General features: G+C 52.0%; 16 protein-coding genes. All 16 read right to left on the bottom strand.

All coding sequences use genetic code 11. The features are described from left to right. Nucleotides 1-312: 312 nt before the first annotated feature. Nucleotides 313-900: a peroxiredoxin gene (locus tag ACNI29_RS05870; protein WP_419781266.1), complete on the bottom strand. Its 588-nt coding sequence runs from the start codon at nt 898-900 to the stop codon at nt 313-315. A gap of 11 nt (nt 901-911) precedes the next feature. Then, nucleotides 912-1,457, bottom strand: a complete 546-nt coding sequence (locus tag ACNI29_RS05865) for a TlpA family protein disulfide reductase (protein ID WP_419781265.1) — start codon at nt 1,455-1,457, stop codon at nt 912-914. A 162-nt stretch (nt 1,458-1,619) separates the two neighbouring features. Further along, entirely contained in the window at nt 1,620-2,963 is a 1,344-nt protein-coding gene (locus ACNI29_RS05860; protein WP_419781264.1) for a sigma-54-dependent transcriptional regulator, read from the bottom strand. A 3-nt stretch (nt 2,964-2,966) separates the two neighbouring features. Then, nucleotides 2,967-4,157 (bottom strand): ATP-binding protein, encoded by a 1,191-nt coding sequence (locus ACNI29_RS05855; RefSeq protein WP_419781263.1) that lies wholly within the window; start codon nt 4,155-4,157, stop codon nt 2,967-2,969. Beyond that, entirely contained in the window at nt 4,157-5,299 is a 1,143-nt protein-coding gene (locus tag ACNI29_RS05850; RefSeq protein WP_419781262.1) for an iron-containing alcohol dehydrogenase, read from the bottom strand. Before ACNI29_RS05850 ends, ACNI29_RS05855 begins: the two co-directional genes overlap by 1 nt. Nucleotides 5,300-5,399: 100 nt before the next feature. Beyond that, on the bottom strand, nt 5,400-6,023 hold the full coding sequence (locus ACNI29_RS05845) for a histidine phosphatase family protein (protein ID WP_419781261.1): 624 nt from the start codon (nt 6,021-6,023) through the stop codon (nt 5,400-5,402). Next, nucleotides 6,020-7,156 (bottom strand): DVU_1551 family NTP transferase, encoded by a 1,137-nt coding sequence (locus ACNI29_RS05840; RefSeq protein WP_419781260.1) that lies wholly within the window; start codon nt 7,154-7,156, stop codon nt 6,020-6,022. Before ACNI29_RS05840 ends, ACNI29_RS05845 begins: the two co-directional genes overlap by 4 nt. Before the next feature lies 1 nt (nt 7,157). Beyond that, on the bottom strand, nt 7,158-8,195 hold the full coding sequence (locus ACNI29_RS05835) for an XdhC family aldehyde oxidoreductase maturation factor (protein WP_419781259.1): 1,038 nt from the start codon (nt 8,193-8,195) through the stop codon (nt 7,158-7,160). Next, complete coding sequence (locus ACNI29_RS05830; protein WP_419781258.1) at nt 8,192-9,526, bottom strand: DVU_1553 family AMP-dependent CoA ligase; 1,335 nt, start codon at nt 9,524-9,526, stop codon at nt 8,192-8,194. Before ACNI29_RS05830 ends, ACNI29_RS05835 begins: the two co-directional genes overlap by 4 nt. Beyond that, nucleotides 9,519-10,868, bottom strand: a complete 1,350-nt coding sequence (gene trsS / locus ACNI29_RS05825) for a radical SAM (seleno)protein TrsS (RefSeq protein ID WP_419782091.1) — start codon at nt 10,866-10,868, stop codon at nt 9,519-9,521. The genes ACNI29_RS05830 and trsS overlap by 8 nt, the downstream gene beginning before the upstream one ends. After that, the gene (locus ACNI29_RS05820) at nt 10,858-11,322 is read right to left on the bottom strand and encodes a DVU_1555 family C-GCAxxG-C-C protein (protein WP_419781257.1); all 465 of its coding nucleotides are present in this window, start codon (nt 11,320-11,322) and stop codon (nt 10,858-10,860) included. The genes trsS and ACNI29_RS05820 overlap by 11 nt, the downstream gene beginning before the upstream one ends. A gap of 262 nt (nt 11,323-11,584) precedes the next feature. Continuing rightward, on the bottom strand, nt 11,585-12,235 hold the full coding sequence (trsM, locus tag ACNI29_RS05815; protein WP_419781256.1) for a DVU_1556 family methyltransferase: 651 nt from the start codon (nt 12,233-12,235) through the stop codon (nt 11,585-11,587). Then, entirely contained in the window at nt 12,235-12,450 is a 216-nt protein-coding gene (locus ACNI29_RS05810) for a DVU_1557 family redox protein (RefSeq protein WP_419781255.1), read from the bottom strand. Before ACNI29_RS05810 ends, trsM begins: the two co-directional genes overlap by 1 nt. Then, nucleotides 12,447-14,720 (bottom strand): pyridine nucleotide-disulfide oxidoreductase/dicluster-binding protein, encoded by a 2,274-nt coding sequence (locus ACNI29_RS05805; RefSeq protein ID WP_419781254.1) that lies wholly within the window; start codon nt 14,718-14,720, stop codon nt 12,447-12,449. Before ACNI29_RS05805 ends, ACNI29_RS05810 begins: the two co-directional genes overlap by 4 nt. A 276-nt stretch (nt 14,721-14,996) precedes the next feature. After that, nucleotides 14,997-17,720 carry a molybdopterin-dependent aldehyde oxidoreductase gene (locus ACNI29_RS05800; RefSeq protein ID WP_419781253.1) on the bottom strand — a complete coding sequence of 908 codons (2,724 nt, stop codon included), beginning with the start codon at nt 17,718-17,720 and terminating at the stop codon, nt 14,997-14,999. A gap of 66 nt (nt 17,721-17,786) precedes the next feature. Further along, nucleotides 17,787-18,806 (bottom strand): molybdopterin-binding protein, encoded by a 1,020-nt coding sequence (locus ACNI29_RS05795; RefSeq protein ID WP_419781252.1) that lies wholly within the window; start codon nt 18,804-18,806, stop codon nt 17,787-17,789. Nucleotides 18,807-19,033: the final 227 nt, after the last annotated feature.

Below are 19,033 nucleotides of genomic sequence, written 5' to 3'. Positions count from 1 at the left end.
ACAAGAATGACAAAAGTGTTACACTGCAGGGCTTGAAAGAGGGGTGTGTCATTATGAACCAGCAATGTTCTGCTGTGTGTCAGATGGCACTTGTGCTCAGTTGGGCATACTTTTATGTTTGAAAAATGTCTTTTGCTGCACTTTTTACATGGTTTTTTTGTGTTTTAATACATTGATTACTAAATCAAATAGTTTTCTTTGTGTGTTGTTGTAATATGTGTTATGGATAAAAATTTTATTTTACATTGAATCTAAAGAAAAAGCTGTCCCGGTTTCCCGGAACAGCTTTAAATCTTCTATGTGATTCGACACCTAGTTTAGTTTTTCAAGGGCTTTTATTATCCCGCCGAGGTCCGGTCTTTTGTTTATGTCATGTACGTCAATATAGCGGATTACACCTTTCTTATCGATAATGATGATCGCCCGTTCACTGACTCCATCAGTGCGGAGGATTCCATATGCTTCTGCTGTCGCTCCGTGGGGGTAAAAGTCCGAGAGAACCGGAAACCAAATCCCGCCGTCGCCCATCTGGGTTGTCCAGGCATGCTGGGATGGGGTGTTATCGGTGGTGATCCCAAGGATGATCGCGTCATTCATCTCAAAAAGTTCACGGGCAATGTTGTAGCCCGGCCATTGGTCTGAGCATATGGGGGTGAATGCCGCAGGCACGAAGGACAAAACAACATTTTTGCTGCCCCGGTAATCTGAGAGGCTGACCTTCTTACCTGTGGTTGAGGGCAGGGTGAAGTCCGGTGCTAACGTGCCCACCTTAACTTTAAGCACGCTGTCCACCGGCTTGAGATGGCCCGGTTTGTAAATCTGTTCTTTGGCAACTTTTGCCGAGGCACTGCCGCAGAGCAGTAACAGCATAAGCAATATATAAAGCGATGTTTTTTTCATAACCGCCTCCGTTACAAATTATCTTTAATAGTTTTTAAGAATTTTTCAGGAGATTCAAAGGGGCCTTCGTGAGAAATAATTATCTTATATGAGATACCTTCTTTTTTGAGCATGAAAAAATGGGGAGTCCCTGGCTCGCCTATTTCGGAGTGTATATTCAGGTCCTGATCGCTGAATACCGGGAATTCTACTCCGAACTTTTTCTTGAAAAAATCTATTTCAAATTCAGAGTTGCCGGCAGCAATACCCATGAATTTAATATCTGCACACTCTTTTGATTCAGAGAGCATGTCGTAGAAAGAGTTTACCGCTGGGGCTTCTTTCTGACAGTGCGGGCAATACATACTGTACACTTCTATAATGATATGATCGGTATCCAGGTCATTTATCTTCCACGGACCATCTCCCTTCAGGCTGAGATAACTCTTATGGGTTTCGGTAAGCTTCCCTTCAAGCGTGATGTCCGGGAAAACGGCTCCGGGCTGGAGAGGTTTGGCGTAAGCCACTGAACTGAAAAGTATTACCAGCAATATGGTGGAAAAGAGTAATTTGCGCATAAAATGATCCTGTTTGAAGTTTATGATCATTCTATCATGGCTGAACAGGAAGAAAAGTCCAGAAGAACTGAAGATGGGGTTGGTTTGGCACTAAATAAGTAGGAAATAGCAAAGCCGCCCTGTGTGTAACAGGGCGGCATTAAATTTTTAATTACGGTTCAGTTAGAGGTTGTACTTGTCGATTTTCCGGTAAAGGGTCTTTCTTCCGATTCCAAGAGCCTGTGCAGCTTTCTGGCGGTTGCCGTTGAAAAAGTCGAGAGCCTTGATTATGTGCTCCCGCTCCATCCTTTCGAGGGAGAGGATTCCGGCTTCACTTTCTCGCTCGGGCTGGTCGGCGATTTCCTTGGGCAGGCAGGAGCAGGTGATTGTGTTATTGTCGGCGAGGATGATGCTGCGCTCCAAAACGTTCCGCAGTTCGCGTACGTTACCTGGCCAGTGGTAGGAGAGCATGCATTGTAAAGCTCTTTCACTTACTGTGTACTCGCCCTGCCCCATCTGAAAACCAAGCTTGTTGATGAAAAAATCTATGAGCAGTGGAACGTCTTCGCGGCGGTCTTTAAGTTCCGGCAGGCTGATGTTGAAAACGTTAATGCGGTGAAAGAGTGCTTCATGAAATCGGCCTTCTTCAACTTCTTTAGCGAGGTTGCGGTTGGTTGCAAACAGAAAGCGGATATCCACGGTGCGTTCATCTTTTTCACCTACCCGGCGGAACGTGTGCGCTTCGAGTACACGCAAAAGCGAAGCCTGCACTTCCATGGGCAGTTCCCCTATCTCATCAAGAAATAGGGTCCCGGTATGGGCGAAGGTCATCAGCCCGTCGCAGTTTTCCGTGGCACCGGTGAAGGAACCCTTGGTGTGACCGAAAAGTTCGCTGCGAGAAAGTTCTTTTTGCAGGGTGGCGCAGTTCTTGACGATCATTGGTTTAGCCGCGCGCTGGCTGGCACAGTGGATGGCGTGGGCCACAACATCTTTACCTGCACCGGATTCCCCGGTGATGAGTACCGGGACATTGGTTGGTGCGACTTTGTTGATCAGGTGGCGGATCTGTTTGATGGGAGTGGAGCTGCCGATAAGCTGGGAGCTGGCTGTCTCGCACTGCTGGGAATGGCGGTAACTGCGGTTTTCACGGGTCAGGCAGACTCTCTGCCAGGCCCGGTCGACCACCAGTTCCACCCGGTCAAGGCGGAAAGGCTTGGTGATGTAATCGTAAGCACCGATGCGGATGGCTTCCACTGCATTGTCGATGTTGCCGTGTCCTGTGATAAGGATGACTTCAACATCGGGTTCCATATCTTTGAATTCAGTTAGCAGTTCAAGTCCGTCCCCGTCAGGTAAGCGGATGTCGGAGACAATTACTTCATAGCGTTCCTTGCGGACCATTTGCCGGGCGGCTTCGGCACAGTTAGCTGTCTGTACTATGCGTTCCGGGCTGGCCAGTTCTTTGCTTAGCAGTTTGAGGATGGATTCTTCGTCGTCCACCACGAGCACTTTATACGATTCTGACATGTCCTAATCTCTTTGAAGTGGGAAAAGTACTGTAAAGGTGGACCCTTTGCCCACTTCACTATCTACAATTATTTCACCGTTATGTTCACGTACGATATTGTAACAGGTTGAAAGTCCGATACCGATTCCTTTGCCCACCTGCTTGGTGGTGAAGAACGGTTCGAAAAGCATATCCCTGTTGTCTTCGGGAATGCCGTAACCGGAGTCGCTGACCCTTAGTCCGACATGTTCGTTCTCAATGAACGTCTCGATACTGATTTTCCCGTTATTCTCAATGGCGTCCACAGCGTTGGTCAGCAGGTTGAGAATAACCTGTTTGAGCTGGGCTTCGTTACCCAGTATGGACTGCATGGGGGAAGTGAGCTGTACCTGCAAGTCTACGTTATGGTAGCGGCGGAATTGGTGGTCCAGCAGTCGCAGGGTGTCAGTTGCAACCTGATTCATATCAACAGGGATGAATTCCGAGGCAACCGGGCGGCTGAATGAAAGCAGGGTTTTTACGATGTCCTGACAGCGCAGACATTCTTTGAGAATGGTGTTGGTATAATCGTAAAGATCTTCAGCCAGATCATCGGGAATCTTGTCGTCCAGCCGGGTCAGACGGCGTTGGATTCCTTCAGCGAATCCGGCAACCGCAGCCATGGGGTTGTTGATTTCATGGGCAACACCGGCAGCCAGAACCCCGATAGTCGCCATTTTTTCAGCTTGGTAAAATTTGGCCTGATATTCTTTTTCCATGGTAACATCCCGTTTGAAAATGAGGATGCGGTCTTCCTCTGTGCCGGGTGTTTTCAGCGGCGAGGCAACCATGTCAAAGCGGAGGTTCTTGTCACCGACGCGGAAGATAGCGGTATCCTTGCAGACAGAGTTGGTGGAAAGAGATTTGAAAGCCGGGCATTCGGGACAGGCATGTTCACTTTCACGGAACAGGGTGTAACATTTTTTGCCAATGGGGTTCACGCCGGGAAAAAGTTGTTCAAAAACACGGTTTACGGAAATTATTTCAAGGTCTTCGGAAAGAACCATCATTACATCGGTGATGCCGTCAAGGATGGCCGCGATTTCGCAACGCTGATCCTCAGATTCGCGGTTGATTTCCTTGAGTTCTTCAATGTTCTGCTGGAGTTCCTGAAAGAAGTTCAGCTTGTGGTGTTCAATCCCGATCAGGTCGTGCAGTGCCGTTTTATTGGTCATTACCATGCCTCCCCGCAGATTTTAAGCAGGTCATCACAGTCTGCTTCCCTGGGGTTTGTAACCGTACAGGCATCCTTGGCAGCAAGGCGGCAGATCTCCTCCATCTGGTCATTGTCCGGTACAATGTCACGCAAACGCATGGGAATTTCCAGCTCTTCGAACATTGATTGCAGAATTACACTCAAATCACGTCTCTTTTGTTTGGCCGGGGCCGGGCAGCTTTCGTTGATGGTCCGGGCAATGGTTTCCATTTTGCGTTCCGCGCAGGATTTGTTGAAGCGGACAACAGACGGCAGCAGAATCGGCAGGGTCAGTCCGTGGGTGACGTCGTAGCGTCCGCCGAGCGAGTGGGCCAGCGAATGTCCTACTCCGAGTCCGGCGTTACTGAAAGACATCCCTGCTGCGGTGCTGGCGATAGAAAGATTTTTCAGGGCTTCCTTATCCTTGGAGTTGGCTGCGGTTTTGATGTTTCCGGCAATGAGCCTTATGGCTGTCAGGGCTTGAGATTCCGTGAACGGTGAGGCCAGACGCGAGACATATGATTCAATAGCATGGGCCAGCGCATCCACGGCAGAAGCCAGAATAAGCGAGCGGGGCTTGGTGACCAGCAGATCGGGATCAATGATAGAGATATTCGGCACCAGCGAACGGCTGATGATAGCCATCTTTACCTTGCGTTGTTTGTCAGTAATGATTGCGTATTGCGATACGTCGGACCCGCTCCCGGCGGTAGTGGGGATAAGGATCATGGGCGGCAGGGGACGGCTGATACGGTTTGCGCCCTCGTAGTCATGAATGTCGCCGCCGTTGCTGACAATTGTGGCGATTCCTTTGGAGGCGTCGATGGGACTGCCGCCGCCAAGACCGATAATGACGTCCGCTTTGTTGTCGCGGTAGAGCTGTGCGCCCTGCTGAATCTGGCAGGCTCGGGGGTTGGCGGTCAGCCCGTCGAAATATATACAGTCCAGATCTGCATCTCTGAGCAGATCGGTTATGACCTTTACCCACCCGGATTCTTCCAGCCCTTTGTCGCTGACCAGCAGGACCCTTTTGGCCCCCAGTCTCTGGGCGCATGAGGCCAGATATTTGATGCTGCCGTTTCCGAAAATGACTTCCGGGATGGCGAATTTGGTTACCTGCATATATTTACCCTGCTTAGTATTATGTCTATCTTCATACAATTATTGTATTATTTGATTGTTGTCCTGCAAGGAAAATAAGTCAAGAGCCGAGTAATCAACCTCAATCCGGCATCATTTTCAGCAGGTGATCACCTAGTCCCGGCTTAGGAGGCAGGTTGAATGCCTTTAACAAGAAGCCCTGTTTCGCCTTTTCAATAACTGTGGCATGGCAGTACTCGGGTTTTATCCTGAAAATGTTTCCCAGCGGAAACCCCAGCACAATGTGCAGCATGGATCTGATCACCCCTGCGTGGGTGACAATTATCACCGGTTCGTTATCATCAGCCAATTGCTCAAAAAAACTTTGCACCCGGATTTTAAGATCATTGAAGTTTTCCCCTTTAGGTGGGCGGAATTGCGCCATATCCTGACCCCGGTTTTCAAATTCATTCGGGTAGCGGGATTTGATGGTCTTGAAATCGAGTCCTTCCCAGCTGCCAAGGCTTATTTCCTTGATTTCAGGGACATGAATAGATTCGAGGCCATATTTTTCTTCAATGAGTGAGGCGGTCTGCAATGTTCTGCTCAGGGGGCTGCAATAGATACGCCGAGGTCGAAAGGAGTCCAATGATTCAGCCAGTTGCGCGGCTTGGGCCAGTCCGTTTTCGGAAAGAGGCAGGTCAATCTGACCCACAGCCCGGCCCTTTGCGTCCACAATCTCCCCATGTCTAATCAGAATGATCATACCAGTTCTCTAGCCATCAGCAGGGGGAGTTGTTCGGGGACACTGATCCCCGCTTCCTGTTCATAACGTTGCAGCAGGTCCTTGGCCCGGGCCAGTCTGGCGGTGATGGCAGCAACAGCTTCGGAATCTTCTTTCCAGCGTTCAAGGGTTTTGCCGTAACGCTGGTCAAGGGAGACCGGGTTGGTTCCCTGAAAAAGTTTGTCGGCCAGAAAAACGATTTCCTGTTCGGTGAGCGGTGATTCGGGCTTGATATCGGTATCCCGGTGGGCGGCGACGATATTGGCGATGCCTGAGAAACCGTATCCGGCGAGGATGGCTGCCCCGGCTGCTTCATGATTGCGTTTGAGCTTGGCAACGTCATGCATCAGTGCCGCACATTTGACTACATTGAGGTCCAGTTGATTCTGATGGTTGCGGGATTTGTTCAAGGCTTTAGCCATCAGGCAGGCGGCTTCCGCAACAGTCTTACAGTGTTCACGGGTCTGCAGCGGTGTATCGGCCAGTTCCCAGAGGGCTTCGCATTCCTCCGGCAGTGGAACACGGCGTCGCGAAATGAGCCGGGCCTGTTCGTAATCATCAGGAGTATCCAGATCGCGAAGAATGCCGAGGTCCGGCATGTTCAGCTCGCGTGCTTTGCTGTCGTGCCGTTCCAGAACAGTTCGCAAACCGCCCTGTCCGTCATGGGCGAGAATTTCCGGGATCAGTTTTGCGCTGATCAGCGGAGGGTGGCCCCGTTCGCCACGGAAACAGGGGTAAATGATGTCCGCAGATTCGGAAGTATAATCAAAGGTCAAAGCCCGGATGGTCGATGAACGCACCAGCGGAATATCCACAGGCAGAACCAGAAAAGCAGCCGCATCATCGGGCAGTTCCCGTAGTCCGGCTTTGACTGAGGTAAACATTCCCTGTTCATACTCAGGGTTGAAGATCTCATGCATTCCCAGTGCCTTGGCCTCTGCTCCGACTTGCTCAGCCATGTGGCCTGTGACCACAAAAATATCAGAAGCACCGCCGTTGACCAGCGAGCGAATACAGCGGGAAAGCACTGTACATCCGTCCAGCGGAAGCAGGGCTTTTAGTTTGCCCATGCGCGATGAAAGCCCTGCCGCCAGAATGAGTCCGTAAATTTCCATTTTATCCTCCGGACCGTATCTTGATCAACTCCCCAACGATGGATACGGCAATCTCTTCAGGGGTCTGCCCGCCGATGGAAAGGCCGATAGGGCAGTAGCAGCGGTCTATTTGATTTTGCTGCACACCCTCTTCACGCAGGGCTTCGTAAATGGCATTGCGTTTTTTGGAGCTGCCGATCATACCTACATAACGGGCCGGGGTGGCGAGGGCCTGTTTCAGCACTGTTTTGTCGTGCATGTGTCCACGGGTGACGATGATGATGTATGAATTTTCGTTTACATCCAGCCCGTCGAAACAATTCTTGAAATCGTCCAGCACATGAATTTCAGCTGCTTTTGGGAATCTCTCCTCATTGGCGAAGTCTACGCGGTCGTCGAGAACAACGGTGCGGAAGTTAACGGATGTAGCAAGTTCTGCTGTTGGGCGGGAAACATGGCCGGCACCGAAAATATAAAGGTCCGGCTGGGGGATGAAAGCTTCAGTGGTGAGCAGGGTTCCGCCCAGTTTTTTCATGACGGGAGTTCCGGATTTAATCGCCGCTTCCAGTTGTTCTGTGGCGGTCTTTTCTTCAACGCATTGCAGGTCCGGCAACTGGCAGCAGGGCCGTACAGCCTGACGTTCTTTTGCCTCTCCGTCTTCGGAAGCAGTAAATAGGACCGCATGCTTGCCGGTGCGTAAAGCTTCATTGACCGCAGAAAATACGGCAAGTGTGCTTTCATCCGCAGGCAGGTGTTCAAGCATTACTTCCACGTGTCCGCCGCAGATCATGTCCGCATTGGCGGCCAATTCGTTGGAGAGGTCGAACTCGTGGAAAACTACGTTTTTTTCAGGTTCATCAAACATCTTGGCAGCTGTTTTCTGGACCAGTGCTTCCACCAGTCCGCCGCCGATGGTTCCGTCAATGGAGCCGTCGCGCATTACTGTCATCTTGCTACCGGAAGAGCGTGGAGTTGAGCCGGAACTTTTTACAATGGAGGCCAGAATAAGGTCATTTCCGGCTTCGAGTTGTGAACAAAGATTGGAGATGAATTTTTTCATAAAGTACCGGCCTGTGCATTTTTAATTGTTATGGAACGTTTTCCGAAACCTGAATGGATGGTTCCGTTCTGGTTAGCAAGTCTGGTTGATAATTTCAAATTGTGATTATCGCAGGCCCGCCTGATCTTGGGGTATTCGAGTAACAGCTGTTTGATTTCCGGGCTGGGCTTGGAGCCGGGAAGAACATCCAGCTTGAAAGACAGCTGCATTTCCTCGGGTTGGTATTCCACAGTGAAATCAAGAATATCTTTGTGAGGCAGGATGGTATTGTTTAATTCGTTAAGGTCCAGCCTGCTGCCTCCGGGCAGAATGATTCCGTCTTCCAGTCTGCCTTCAACCGCTCCCAACCGGCGCAGCGGCAGTCCGCAGGAACATTGATCGGGCATGATGCAGCCCACATCTCCGGTGCGGTAGCGGATCAGGGGCATGGCCCGCCGTGAAAGGGTGGTCAGTACTATTTCTCCCTTGTGTCCGTCCGGCAACAGCTTTCCGGTAGCCGGGTTGATGATCTCCGTATAGAAATCCGGTTCCCGCAAATGCATTCCAGAGCCGGGAGAGCAATCAACGCCACCGCCGAGGCAGGTTTCAGTCATGCCCCAATGGGAGAAGACTTCGCAGCCGAAAACTCTAGAGATGGTCTGATTGCTGGCCTGTGGCAACACGTCCCAGCAGAGCAGTACCGAGCGGACATGGTTGATGGTGATTCCCTTGTTTTCCAGCATCCGGGCCAGTGCATGGATTTGAATAGCCGGGCCGAGGATGCAGCTGGCGTGTGAGTCGAGCAGCAGATTGAGCAGGGTGCTGATGTAGGAGGGGTTGACCGGAAGCACGGTTTCCCCGCCGAGCAGTGAAATTGATTCCGCAAAAAGGGAGCCTACTCCGCCGGGACGGGAGTCGGGCAGGATAGCCAGAATGGTTTCTCCTTCTTTAAGCATGGGGGACATTCCGAACTGAAAAAACTCGATAGTCCGTTCAAGATCACCGGCTGTGAAGAATAAGCGTTTGGGCGGGCCGCTGGAGCCGGAGCTTGCCAGAGTCACCGCCCGTGCAATCTCATCCTGCGAAACGCAAAGAAAGTTTTCTGGGCCGCTACGCAGGTCGTCAGCGGTGGTGAAAGGCAGTTTTGCGAGGTCCGCAGGGGTATGCACGGCCCCGGTTTGTACCCCGGCCAGTCGCTCATGGTAGAACGGGCAGTTTTTCACAGCTTGAAACATAGTCTGCCGTAAATGTTCAAACTGCCATTCCTGAAGTTTCTTTGCAGACACAGGTTCAAGATCGGGGGCACGGCCCATGCGCATGTTGAGCCATTCACCCAGTGGGCGGTCAGTCATCAATCATCCTCCTGTACAGAGTAGAGCCGTCCATGGCGGTCAGGTTATAGGCACAAAAAGGAATCAGCCTGCCGTCAGGAGCAGCCACATGGATACAACACCCTTTTAAGCGGTCAAGGTCAAGAGTCCAGGCATCCTGAAAAGCCATCCCGGAAATGGCGAGAATGTGGGTTTTAGCCCGGCTTAGGAAGCGATCGAGGTCGTCCATGGGTTTCTCACATCCGCATCCCTCTTCAGGAGCGGACCATTGACGTCGCACAAAAGCTTTGGATTTATCTGCACCTTCCGAAGCAGGTTTGGGTGTGCAGCAGCCTTCTTTTTTTGCGGACAGTTTTTTTAAGCTGCCGTCTTCCATAACAAGGTAATTGGCGTGAAAGGAACACAGGGAATGCTCACAACCCGGAGGCATGAAATCATCCCGGTGTACCAGCCTATGACTTTGTTCTTCCAGTTCGGTCATGATTTCCGGCAGGGTCATGCGCATATCGTCTGAAGGCGGGGCGGGGTAGCGTCCGAAGTAACTCACCGGCTGAAAATGCACTCCGCGCACGCCCGGAGCGTATGAAACTGCCAGTTTCAGGATTTCTCCGATGTCATCGTCATTAACACCGGGAACGACTGTAGGCACCAGCACTACCCCGATCCCCGCCGCAGTGAGGTTTTCAATTGCTTTAATTTTTTCTTCCAGCAGGCTGCGGCCCCGGATGGATTTGTAAATATCGTCCCGTGTGCCGTCGAACTGCAGGAAGGCGGAATCAACGCCCCCGGCAGCCCAGCGTTTGGCAAGTCCGGGGTCCTGTGCTACGCGCACCCCGTTGGTATTGACCTGCACAAAAGGGAAGCCGTGTTTTTTCGCCATTTCGGCAATGCGTGGAAGGTCATCACGTACAGCAGGCTCCCCGCCGGAAAGTTGTAAATTGCAGGGGCCGGCGGTTTTGCGGACTTTTTTCAACAGCTGATCCAGTTCCATTATTGTCGGATCAGCCGGTACTTTCTGCCCTGCCGAAGCAAAGCAGACTTTGCATTTCAGATCACAACGCCATGTAATTTCGACCAATGTGGTGCAGGTGTGCTGGTTATGGTCCGGGCAAAGCCCGCAATCAAAAGGACACCCTTTGCTTTCAGCAGTGTCCATAACCGGGGGAGCGGAAGGTATTTTAGGACGTGACCAGCCTGACACAGCAGGTTCCCCGCGCCAGAAAGGGGTGCTGAATTTACCATGTTCAGGGCATTCCTTTTCAATGCGGCTTTCACCCTCACTTGTAACCCGGCGGGCCGGAATCTTCTTTAAGCAGACCGGGCAAAGGGATTCGGTCTCTACAACGTCAAAGCTAATATTCATCGCCATCGTCCTTGCCTTCTGCCGGGTCATAGTCGTTCTCCAGCAAAATATTGATCAGTTCTGTATAAGCTTCGCCGAGCAGCACACCGCAACGGTCCGCACGTGGCGCACCGCATTCACCGTCAAGAATGTCATTGCATTTGATGCCGCCGAATTCAGCAGTGGTTCTTTCTTTGAACCATTCCCGGAAAGTTTCCACCAGCAGGGGATAATTGTCTTCGGCTGTTTCTGTGTCCGTACCCTTTCCGGCGTATAATCCCAGCGCGCACAGTCCGCCACTGAGGATTCCGCAGGTCCCGGCACAGTCGCCCATGCCCATGCATAAACCCTGTGCAGCCCGCACAAGCCCGGGGTTTTCCTGTTGTAGGTTATCAAGGCAAAGGATGATCATAATCTGGGCGCAGCAGTAACCCGCGCCGTTCAACTGCATTATTCTAAGATCTGTATCTGTCATTTTTTATGCCTCCGGCGGGTCTACCGGCGGTCCCTCCGGGGTCCAGCGCTGCTCTCTATATCCGTAAGACTCAAGCAAGAAGCTCTCGCCTAACGGCTATAGGTAAGAACCCTTTTGGAAAAGGGGGTTCTGGACTCTCCGAAAACTTATATCAGGGCTTCGCCGCGTTAGTTTTGAAATTCATATTTTGAAATTATGCGTGGTCGTTTATGGAAAGTGGTTAAGTATTCACATTTTTAAAATTACCAACGGAAAGACCCTATTAAAACTCAGCAATCATGAGCATATAACCGGGCCGGTCGCAGCAATTCTGCCCGGCGGCGGGATTTTTTTCCCCCGCGAAGACGAGTTTTGCGGCCAGTTCCACCAGCAGCCGGGAGTAGTCTTCTATGGCGGTTATATACAGGTCGTTTTCTCTTAAAATTTGTTCAATTCGGCCCAGATAGAGCGGTGAATTTGCGCATGATCCGTCGAGGCATTGAATCTGCCTGCTGCCGCGTCGGTAAAGATCGCTGATGATCAGTTTGCCGTCCTTTTTTAGTACCCGTTTAAATTCGCTGATGGTTTGTTCCTTGTCCTGCATCAGTGAAAGCACGCATTCGCAGAAGATGGCGTCGAAGCTTGAGTCTGCGAAGGGTAGTGCTGATCCGTCCGCACGGGCCAGCGGCAATTCTGCCGGGGCTTCGGCTAGTTGGTGCGGAGAATAATCCATGCCGCAGGCTTTAAAATTATATTTTGTGCGCAGGTGTTCAACCGTAGCACCCAGCCCGCAGCCCATGTCGAGGACCTTGGCTTCGGCACTCAATTCGGTCAGGGCTACGGCCCGGTCTGTGAGCGAGAAGCCTCCGGGACGCAGGGTGTTTCCGGCTGTGTCACGCAGGATGTCTTTTTCCCAGAGCGGGGTTTCGGTCATTACTTATCCTCCAGCATCCGCTCCACTTCAGCCATTTTCCCCAGTGCCAACTCCTCGGGAATAAGCACAAATCCACAATCCGGGCAGGCGGGCAATTCTACATTGAACCTGCTGTCCAGATATTCCAGTTCTACCGGAGATGGCTGCAGGTTATGTCCGCATGTCGCGCATTTCCATGAGGAAAAATCTTCATCCAGAACCTTCAAAGTGCTCATGATACTCCTCCCATAACCCTCATACGATGGGACCAGACCCGGTGAACCAGATATGCCCCACCCTCCATTTCGTATTCAACCCAGTAGGTTACTGTGACAGGTCGGCACTGTACCAGCTTGTGACCTGTGTCAGTGTTTTCAAGTACTTGCTTTGAATCCTGCACTGAGTGCAGTGTCTTTTGTACATCCGATAAAAGGATGCGCCGTGTTTCCATCATGGCGCGGGCTTCGTCGGTAAATTTTACGTCCACGGATTCGTAGTCATTACGGGGAACAGGCTGATCGTCCCATGTGTTGCGAAGCAGGCTTTCCTTTAAGCGGACCCTGTTTTCTCTGCGGTCCGAATAGCCGGGGGCGGTGCGACCGGCAGGGTCAGCGTTGCCATCGGGGAATATGATGTCGAGGATATGCCGGCAGCGTTTTCCGGCCTTGGAAAGCATGTCCCGGCACATGGCACAATAGGTCACGCCGTCATGGTCAAGGTGTTCGGCCCGTCGTAGGGCGGCTTTTTCGGAAAGAGGTTGATTGGCATTGGCCAGCAGTCCGCCGAAACCGCAGCATTCGGTATGCGTGCCGGAAAGTTCAGGTTCTTCGAAAGTTACATCCAGAGCACTTAGCAGCAGGCGTACATCATTCATAAGTTCATGATTGTCGCGGGCGGTACACGGATCCTGCAGGGAGAGAAGTTTAACTTCCGGATGCTGGGGCAGCCTTCCGGTTTCAGAACTTAAGACCGACCAGAGTGATGAAATTTGAGCTTCCGGCAGTCCTTTTTGAATGCTTTCGATGCATGAAGGGCATGCGGCAATAATCTGCGGGCGGCCCAGTGCTTCCCAGTCCCTTTTTAGGGAGTCCATCTTGCGGCTGAACATCTCTTTCTGTCCGGCCCAGTCTGCTGGAGCACCGCAGCAGCGCAGCATAAGTCCGGTTCCTCCTTCCAGTACGGAGCAGAGGTGTGCATAAGTGCGTTCAAGTGCTCCGGGGTCGGATGCGCTCAGCTGACAGCCGGGGAAGAAAACCTGTTTACTCTGGCTTGCGCCCGGTTGGTGTTTGACCACGGCGCAGGCGGTGGAGTCGGCAAAATCCATGTCGCGGAAGGCGAATTCGTGGGCGGAGGGCGGCATGTGGCCCTTATCAACCAGATCCTGACGCGCTTCAAGACAGATATCCTGCATGGCGAAATTTTCAGGACAGATCTTTTCACAAAGCCCGCAGAGCATGCAGGAATTGATCATGGTGTTAGCCATACGGGTTCCCATAACGATGGATGCATTGTTGTAAATCTGGCGGGCGTATGCTTTGGGATAGCTTTTGAACTCCTCCAGATAAACACAGTTGTTTACGCACTCCATGCATTCGCAGAGCAGGCAGCGTTTTGCTTCTTCGCGGGCCTGTTCAGTGGAATAGCCTTCGGCTGGAACTTTGACCGGATCAACCGGCTCGACCTTGCTGAGGTTGGTGAAGAGTCTGGTTTCGAATGGTGCTTCGCGGTCGCGCCCGGCAGTGAGTGATGCCTTTTGCAGTTTGCGCTCAATGGAAAGCGCTCCCTTGCGGCCAAGGGCAATCAGTTTGATGGGGGATGCTTCGCTTGCATCCGGGGATGCGAACAGCAAATCAATGCTGGTCTGCAAAGTGGCAGGGTCTACTTCGCTCAGTCCGAGTTGGGTGCTGTTGTAGATCAGAGGATCGATAAAAACCGCGTCGAAGCTTTGGCTGGCGGCCATAATTGTTTGTGGATCAGGCTTGCCGTGTTCCGCAAAGGAAACATTCATTTTGCCGAGCTGGGCCAGCTCCTTCTCAACAATTTCATCGCTGACACGGTCTGCCGGCAGACAGTCAAAGCCTTCGCGTTTGTTTTCACAGAAGACAACAACGGTGAAGCCCTTTTTGCCAAGATCCCATGCAGCGGTCAGACCGGAAAGGTTCGCACCGAAGATTGCGATATTTTTGTTTTTGGGCGGCAGGGACCGGAGTATGGGCGTGCGCTTGGCATTCTCAGCAGCGAAACGTTCCAGTGCGGCCAGCTCAATGCCGCCGCCCTTTTCCGCGCGTAGACAGTCTTTTTGACAGTCCCCGTTACAGAGTCTGGCTGTAACTGCTGGAAAAGGCATGGTTTTGCAAAGCACAGCCCACGCTTTGTCGATTTGCCCCGCAGCCAATAAACGGCAAAACTCGCGTCCATCTACATGCAGAGGACAACGAGCCTTACACTTAGGCGGTTCTTCCTGAGTACACTTTGCTTCCCAATCCCGTAAGTTCTTCTGATCCATTTTTTGATTCCTCCGGCGGCTGGGGAAGGGGAACTTTTGGGAAAAGTTCCCCTTCCCCAGACCCCATCCTCTCAAAACTTTTCAGTATGCTTCGCAGCTTCGTTTAGAAAAGTTGCGTTAAGCCTAATTTTTCATATTATCCGGCGAAGCTCTAATAAAAATTTTTGAAGAGTCCAGAGCAACGCTGGCCCCCGGAGGGATCGCCGATAGGCCCGCCGGAGGAAAAAAAGCCCGGACTCCGGCAGTTAACCGGAATCCGGGCCTAAGTTCAACTAATTAGCCTTTCATGGCAGCGAGAACCTTCTCGGGGCGAGCCGGGAGGTGGGTTACACGTGCGCCGCAGGCATTGTAGATTGCGTTAATGATGCAAGCATGCGGAGTGGTCAGCGGAAGCTCACCAACACCGGATGCACCGTGGGGTCCGTTAGGACGTTCGGTTTCAACGTAGACCAGTTCGATGTCATCAGGGATCTGTTTGATGTAGGGGAATCCAGCACCGACCATGGTGGCGTGCTTTTTGATGTCTTCGAAGTCCTCGGTAAGTGCGAGGCCGACACCCTGAGCAAGACCGCCGTACATCTGGCCGTCAACAGCAAGTTTGTTGTTGATCTTACCGATGTCAGCAATAAGCTTCATCTTTTCTACCTGAACTTTACCGGTAGCGATTTCAACTTCTACGCCGGACATGAACAGGCCGTACATGTAGCAGGCAAAGGGTGAACCCTGACCGTTTTCATCACAATCGCTTGCGGGAGCAGACCATTTACCTTCGTAACGGAGCTCTTTACCGGCTGCGACCATTTCGTCATAGCTCATGTAGGAGTTGTCAGATTTGCGCATGGCGTCCATCAGGCTGCGGCAGGCAGCGATGATGGCGTTACCGATAACAACCTGAGAGCGGCTACCGCCAGCGGGGCCGCCGTTGGGGCAGTTGCGGGTGTCGTTCATTACCAGATGGATCTGCTCAGGATCGAGTCCGAGAGGACGCAGAGTTTCGTGGGCAGTACCCAGACAACCGATGTCAGCACCCTGACCGTGGTCATGCCAGCAGTTGAAGAGGGTTACGGAACCGTCTTTGTTCAGTTCGATAGCGGATTCTGCGGTGTCAGGTCCGTCAAGACCGGAACCGTAGATACCTACTGAGATACCGATGCCGCGTTTGCAGCCTTCTTTAGCATCTTCAGCAGCCCATTTTTTCATTTCTTCATACTTGGGACGACCGGCGGTGAAGATATCTTCCAGGCAGTATACTTCAGGCTGACAACCGGTGGGAGTCGTGGTGCCCTGGCTTTCGCGGTAGACGTTCTTTTCGCGCAGGTCGAAGGGGTCCATACCGATTTTTTCAGCCAGTTCATCCATCATGACTTCGTAGCCGAATTCGGTTTCAGGAGCACCGTAACCACGGAAAGCGGAACCCCATGCATGGTTGGTGCAGACGGTTTTACCGAGGCCGCGAATGTTTTCCAGTTTGTAACCGGAACCGATGAACTGAGCACCGCGCAGGGTCAGCAGGTCACCGAATTCGGAGTAAGGACCGTGGTCACAAATCCAGTCTGTTTCCATACCGAGCAGTTCGCCGTCGTTGCTTGCAGCGAGGCGGATGTCGGTGAAGAAGGGAGAACGTTTACCGGTGTACTGCTGCTGCTGTTCCCAGGTGTAGTTCAGGAATACAGGCTTGCCGGTTGCGAGGCAGGCTGCGCCGACCAGTGCTTCCATGGTGGGGGAGAACTTGTAACCGAAGGTTCCGCCTGCATAGTTCTGAACCATGATCAGGTTTTCGAGTTCTACGCCCAGACCGGGAGCGATCATTGCTGCGTGCAGGTGCAGACCGATGGACTTGGAGTGAATGTTGAGTTTGCCGTCATCATCGAGGAAAGCAAAACCTACGTCCGGCTCGATGGGCATATGCGGCTGGCGCTGTACATAGTAGGAGCCTTCGAGAACAACGTCTGCTTTGTCCATGATCGGAGCTGTTTCTTCGCCCTTAACGATCTTCTGTTCAAAGTAAATGTTGGGGGTACCGGGATGGATTTCCATGGCGTCTTCAGCCATAGCGGAAGGAGCGTCCATGTATTCGGGCAGCTGTTCCAGCTCAACTTTAACAAGTTTGGCTGCAGCCTTAGCGATTTTTTCAGAAGTCGCGCAGACGATGGCAATTGCGTCGCCGTACTGGAAGACTTTCTCATCGTTAAGGATTGGGCGATCCCAACCGTCACCTTTGTTGGTGGGGAAGGTGATCAGGCCGGTGATGCGGTTTTTACCCTTGATGTCTTTGTAGGTAACGACTTTTTCAACGCCTTCCATGGCTTCAGCTTCGCTGGTGTCGATGGAAATGATGTTGGCGTGGGAAACTTCAGCCTGTACCAGTGCACAATTGAGGGAACCTTCGGGCATTTTCAGGCCGAGGTCTGCACCGTATTCGAGAGTACCGGTAACTTTGGCAACTGCGGTGGGGCGGGGATAGTTGGTACCCCAGATGCGCTGGTCTTCAGGCATTTTGAAGATAAGTTCTTTTTCGCTCATGTCGCCGCGCATAACTGCTGCTGCGTCCTGAACTGCGTCTACCAAGGGTTTGTAGCCTGTGCAACGGCAGGCGTTGCGGTGCTTCTGGAACCAATCGCGGATGTCTTCACGGGAAGGCTTGGGATTGGCGAGGAGCAGAGCGTAAGTGGAAACTACGAAGCCGGGAGTACAAAAACCGCACTGTGCGCCGCCGTGGGCAATCCAAGCGAGCTGGATGGGGTGCAGGTTGTTGGGGGAACCGATACCTTCGGTTGTAATGACTTCGGTGAAATCTTCAACGCGTTTCATGGAAAGCTTACAGGTGCGTTTGAGCTTGCCGTCGATGATGACGGAGCAGCTACCGCACTGTCCGGTTCCGCAACCGATCTTAACGCTGAGCAGACCGAGTTTTTCACGCAGAACACTGGCGAGGGTATCATCATTGTCGCAAATGATGAATTTTTCTACACCGTTAACTTTTAGAGTCCGTTTGAGCATGGGGGAAACCTCCTTGAATTACTGCTGTTTATTAGCAGGCGCCTGAAAAAGGCGTCGAACTGTCCTCTATTTACCGAAAGAACACAGCGGATAGCGGCAAGTATCGCAACCGGCACAGAAACCTCCGTGGCCCAATTCAGCGATCTCTGCGCGTGTGGGGCGTTCACCGGCCACAATCCGCGGAACTATAAGGTCAAAAATACTGGCCCGGTAGTACATGACACAGCCGGGCAGACCGACGATGGGAACACCGTTCAGGTAGCCGAGCATGAACATAACTCCGGGAAAGGTGGGGGAGCCGTAGGTGACGATTTCGGCACCGGTAGTTCTGATTGAAGCGGGGGTCTGATCGTCAGGGTCGACGCTCATGCCTCCGGTGACCACCACCATCTGCGCTCCGTCATCAATAGCTTTCAGGATCGCGGTACTGGTCATGTCGGGATCATCACTGACAAAAGTCTGGCCGATGACTTCCGAATTAAGCTGGGAAAATTTTTTGCGGATAACGGGACCAAATTTGTCTTTGATCCGTCCGTGGTAAACTTCGCTTCCGGTGGTGATCAGGCCCACCTTGAGGTTGCGGAAAGGCTTAACGCTGACGATGGGACCGCATTCACGGCAGATTTCTTCAACCTGTTCGATTTTGTTTTCTTCTATGACCAGCGGAACAACGCGGGTTCCGGCCACTTCGCGGGCTTCGGTGATCTGGATGCCGTTATGCAGGGTCGCCAGCACGACTTCATCAATGGAGTTGATGCGGTTCAAGGCTTCCACATTGATACATAGCAGGCCGGGAGAGGCGATCATGTTGATGCGTCCTTCACTGATGTCAGTGAGGGTGATGCCCGGTCCGGCAGCGGCCCTGGCTATTCTTCTGGCGGCATCGTTTTCATGCAGCTGGCCGTCTTCAAGGGTCAGGATGTAAACATGTTCCTTGCCGATTTCTAAAAGTACCGGAATATCTTCCGGGGTGATGATATGACCTTTTTTAAAGGCTGGTCCCTTGAATTCGCCGGGTACGATGCGGGTCATATCTTGGCAGAGGACGTTACCTATGGCGTCCTGAACAGGAACTGTTTTCATCATGAGTTGAGGCTCCGGGTTGAAAAAATAATGTTGTTTACAGGTCCGCAAATTCTTATTGCGATATATCAAAAATGACATAATTTAAGGTGTTAAGAGACCGCAGGGCAAGGCTTTAGGAGCGACTCTGTGATCTTGGGTCTTATATGTCCAAGAAGGAACAATAAGTCAAGGAACCACAATATATTGGTGGTTTGGAATCGTTCCTCTTTAGACAAGACAGGACAGCC

This window comes from Maridesulfovibrio spiralis (SeqCode), from assembly GCF_048571135.1.
GTDB lineage: Bacteria > Desulfobacterota > Desulfovibrionia > Desulfovibrionales > Desulfovibrionaceae > Maridesulfovibrio > Maridesulfovibrio spiralis.
The sequence above is the reverse complement of the archived record's forward strand: the minus strand, read 5'-3'. Positions and strand labels throughout refer to the sequence as shown.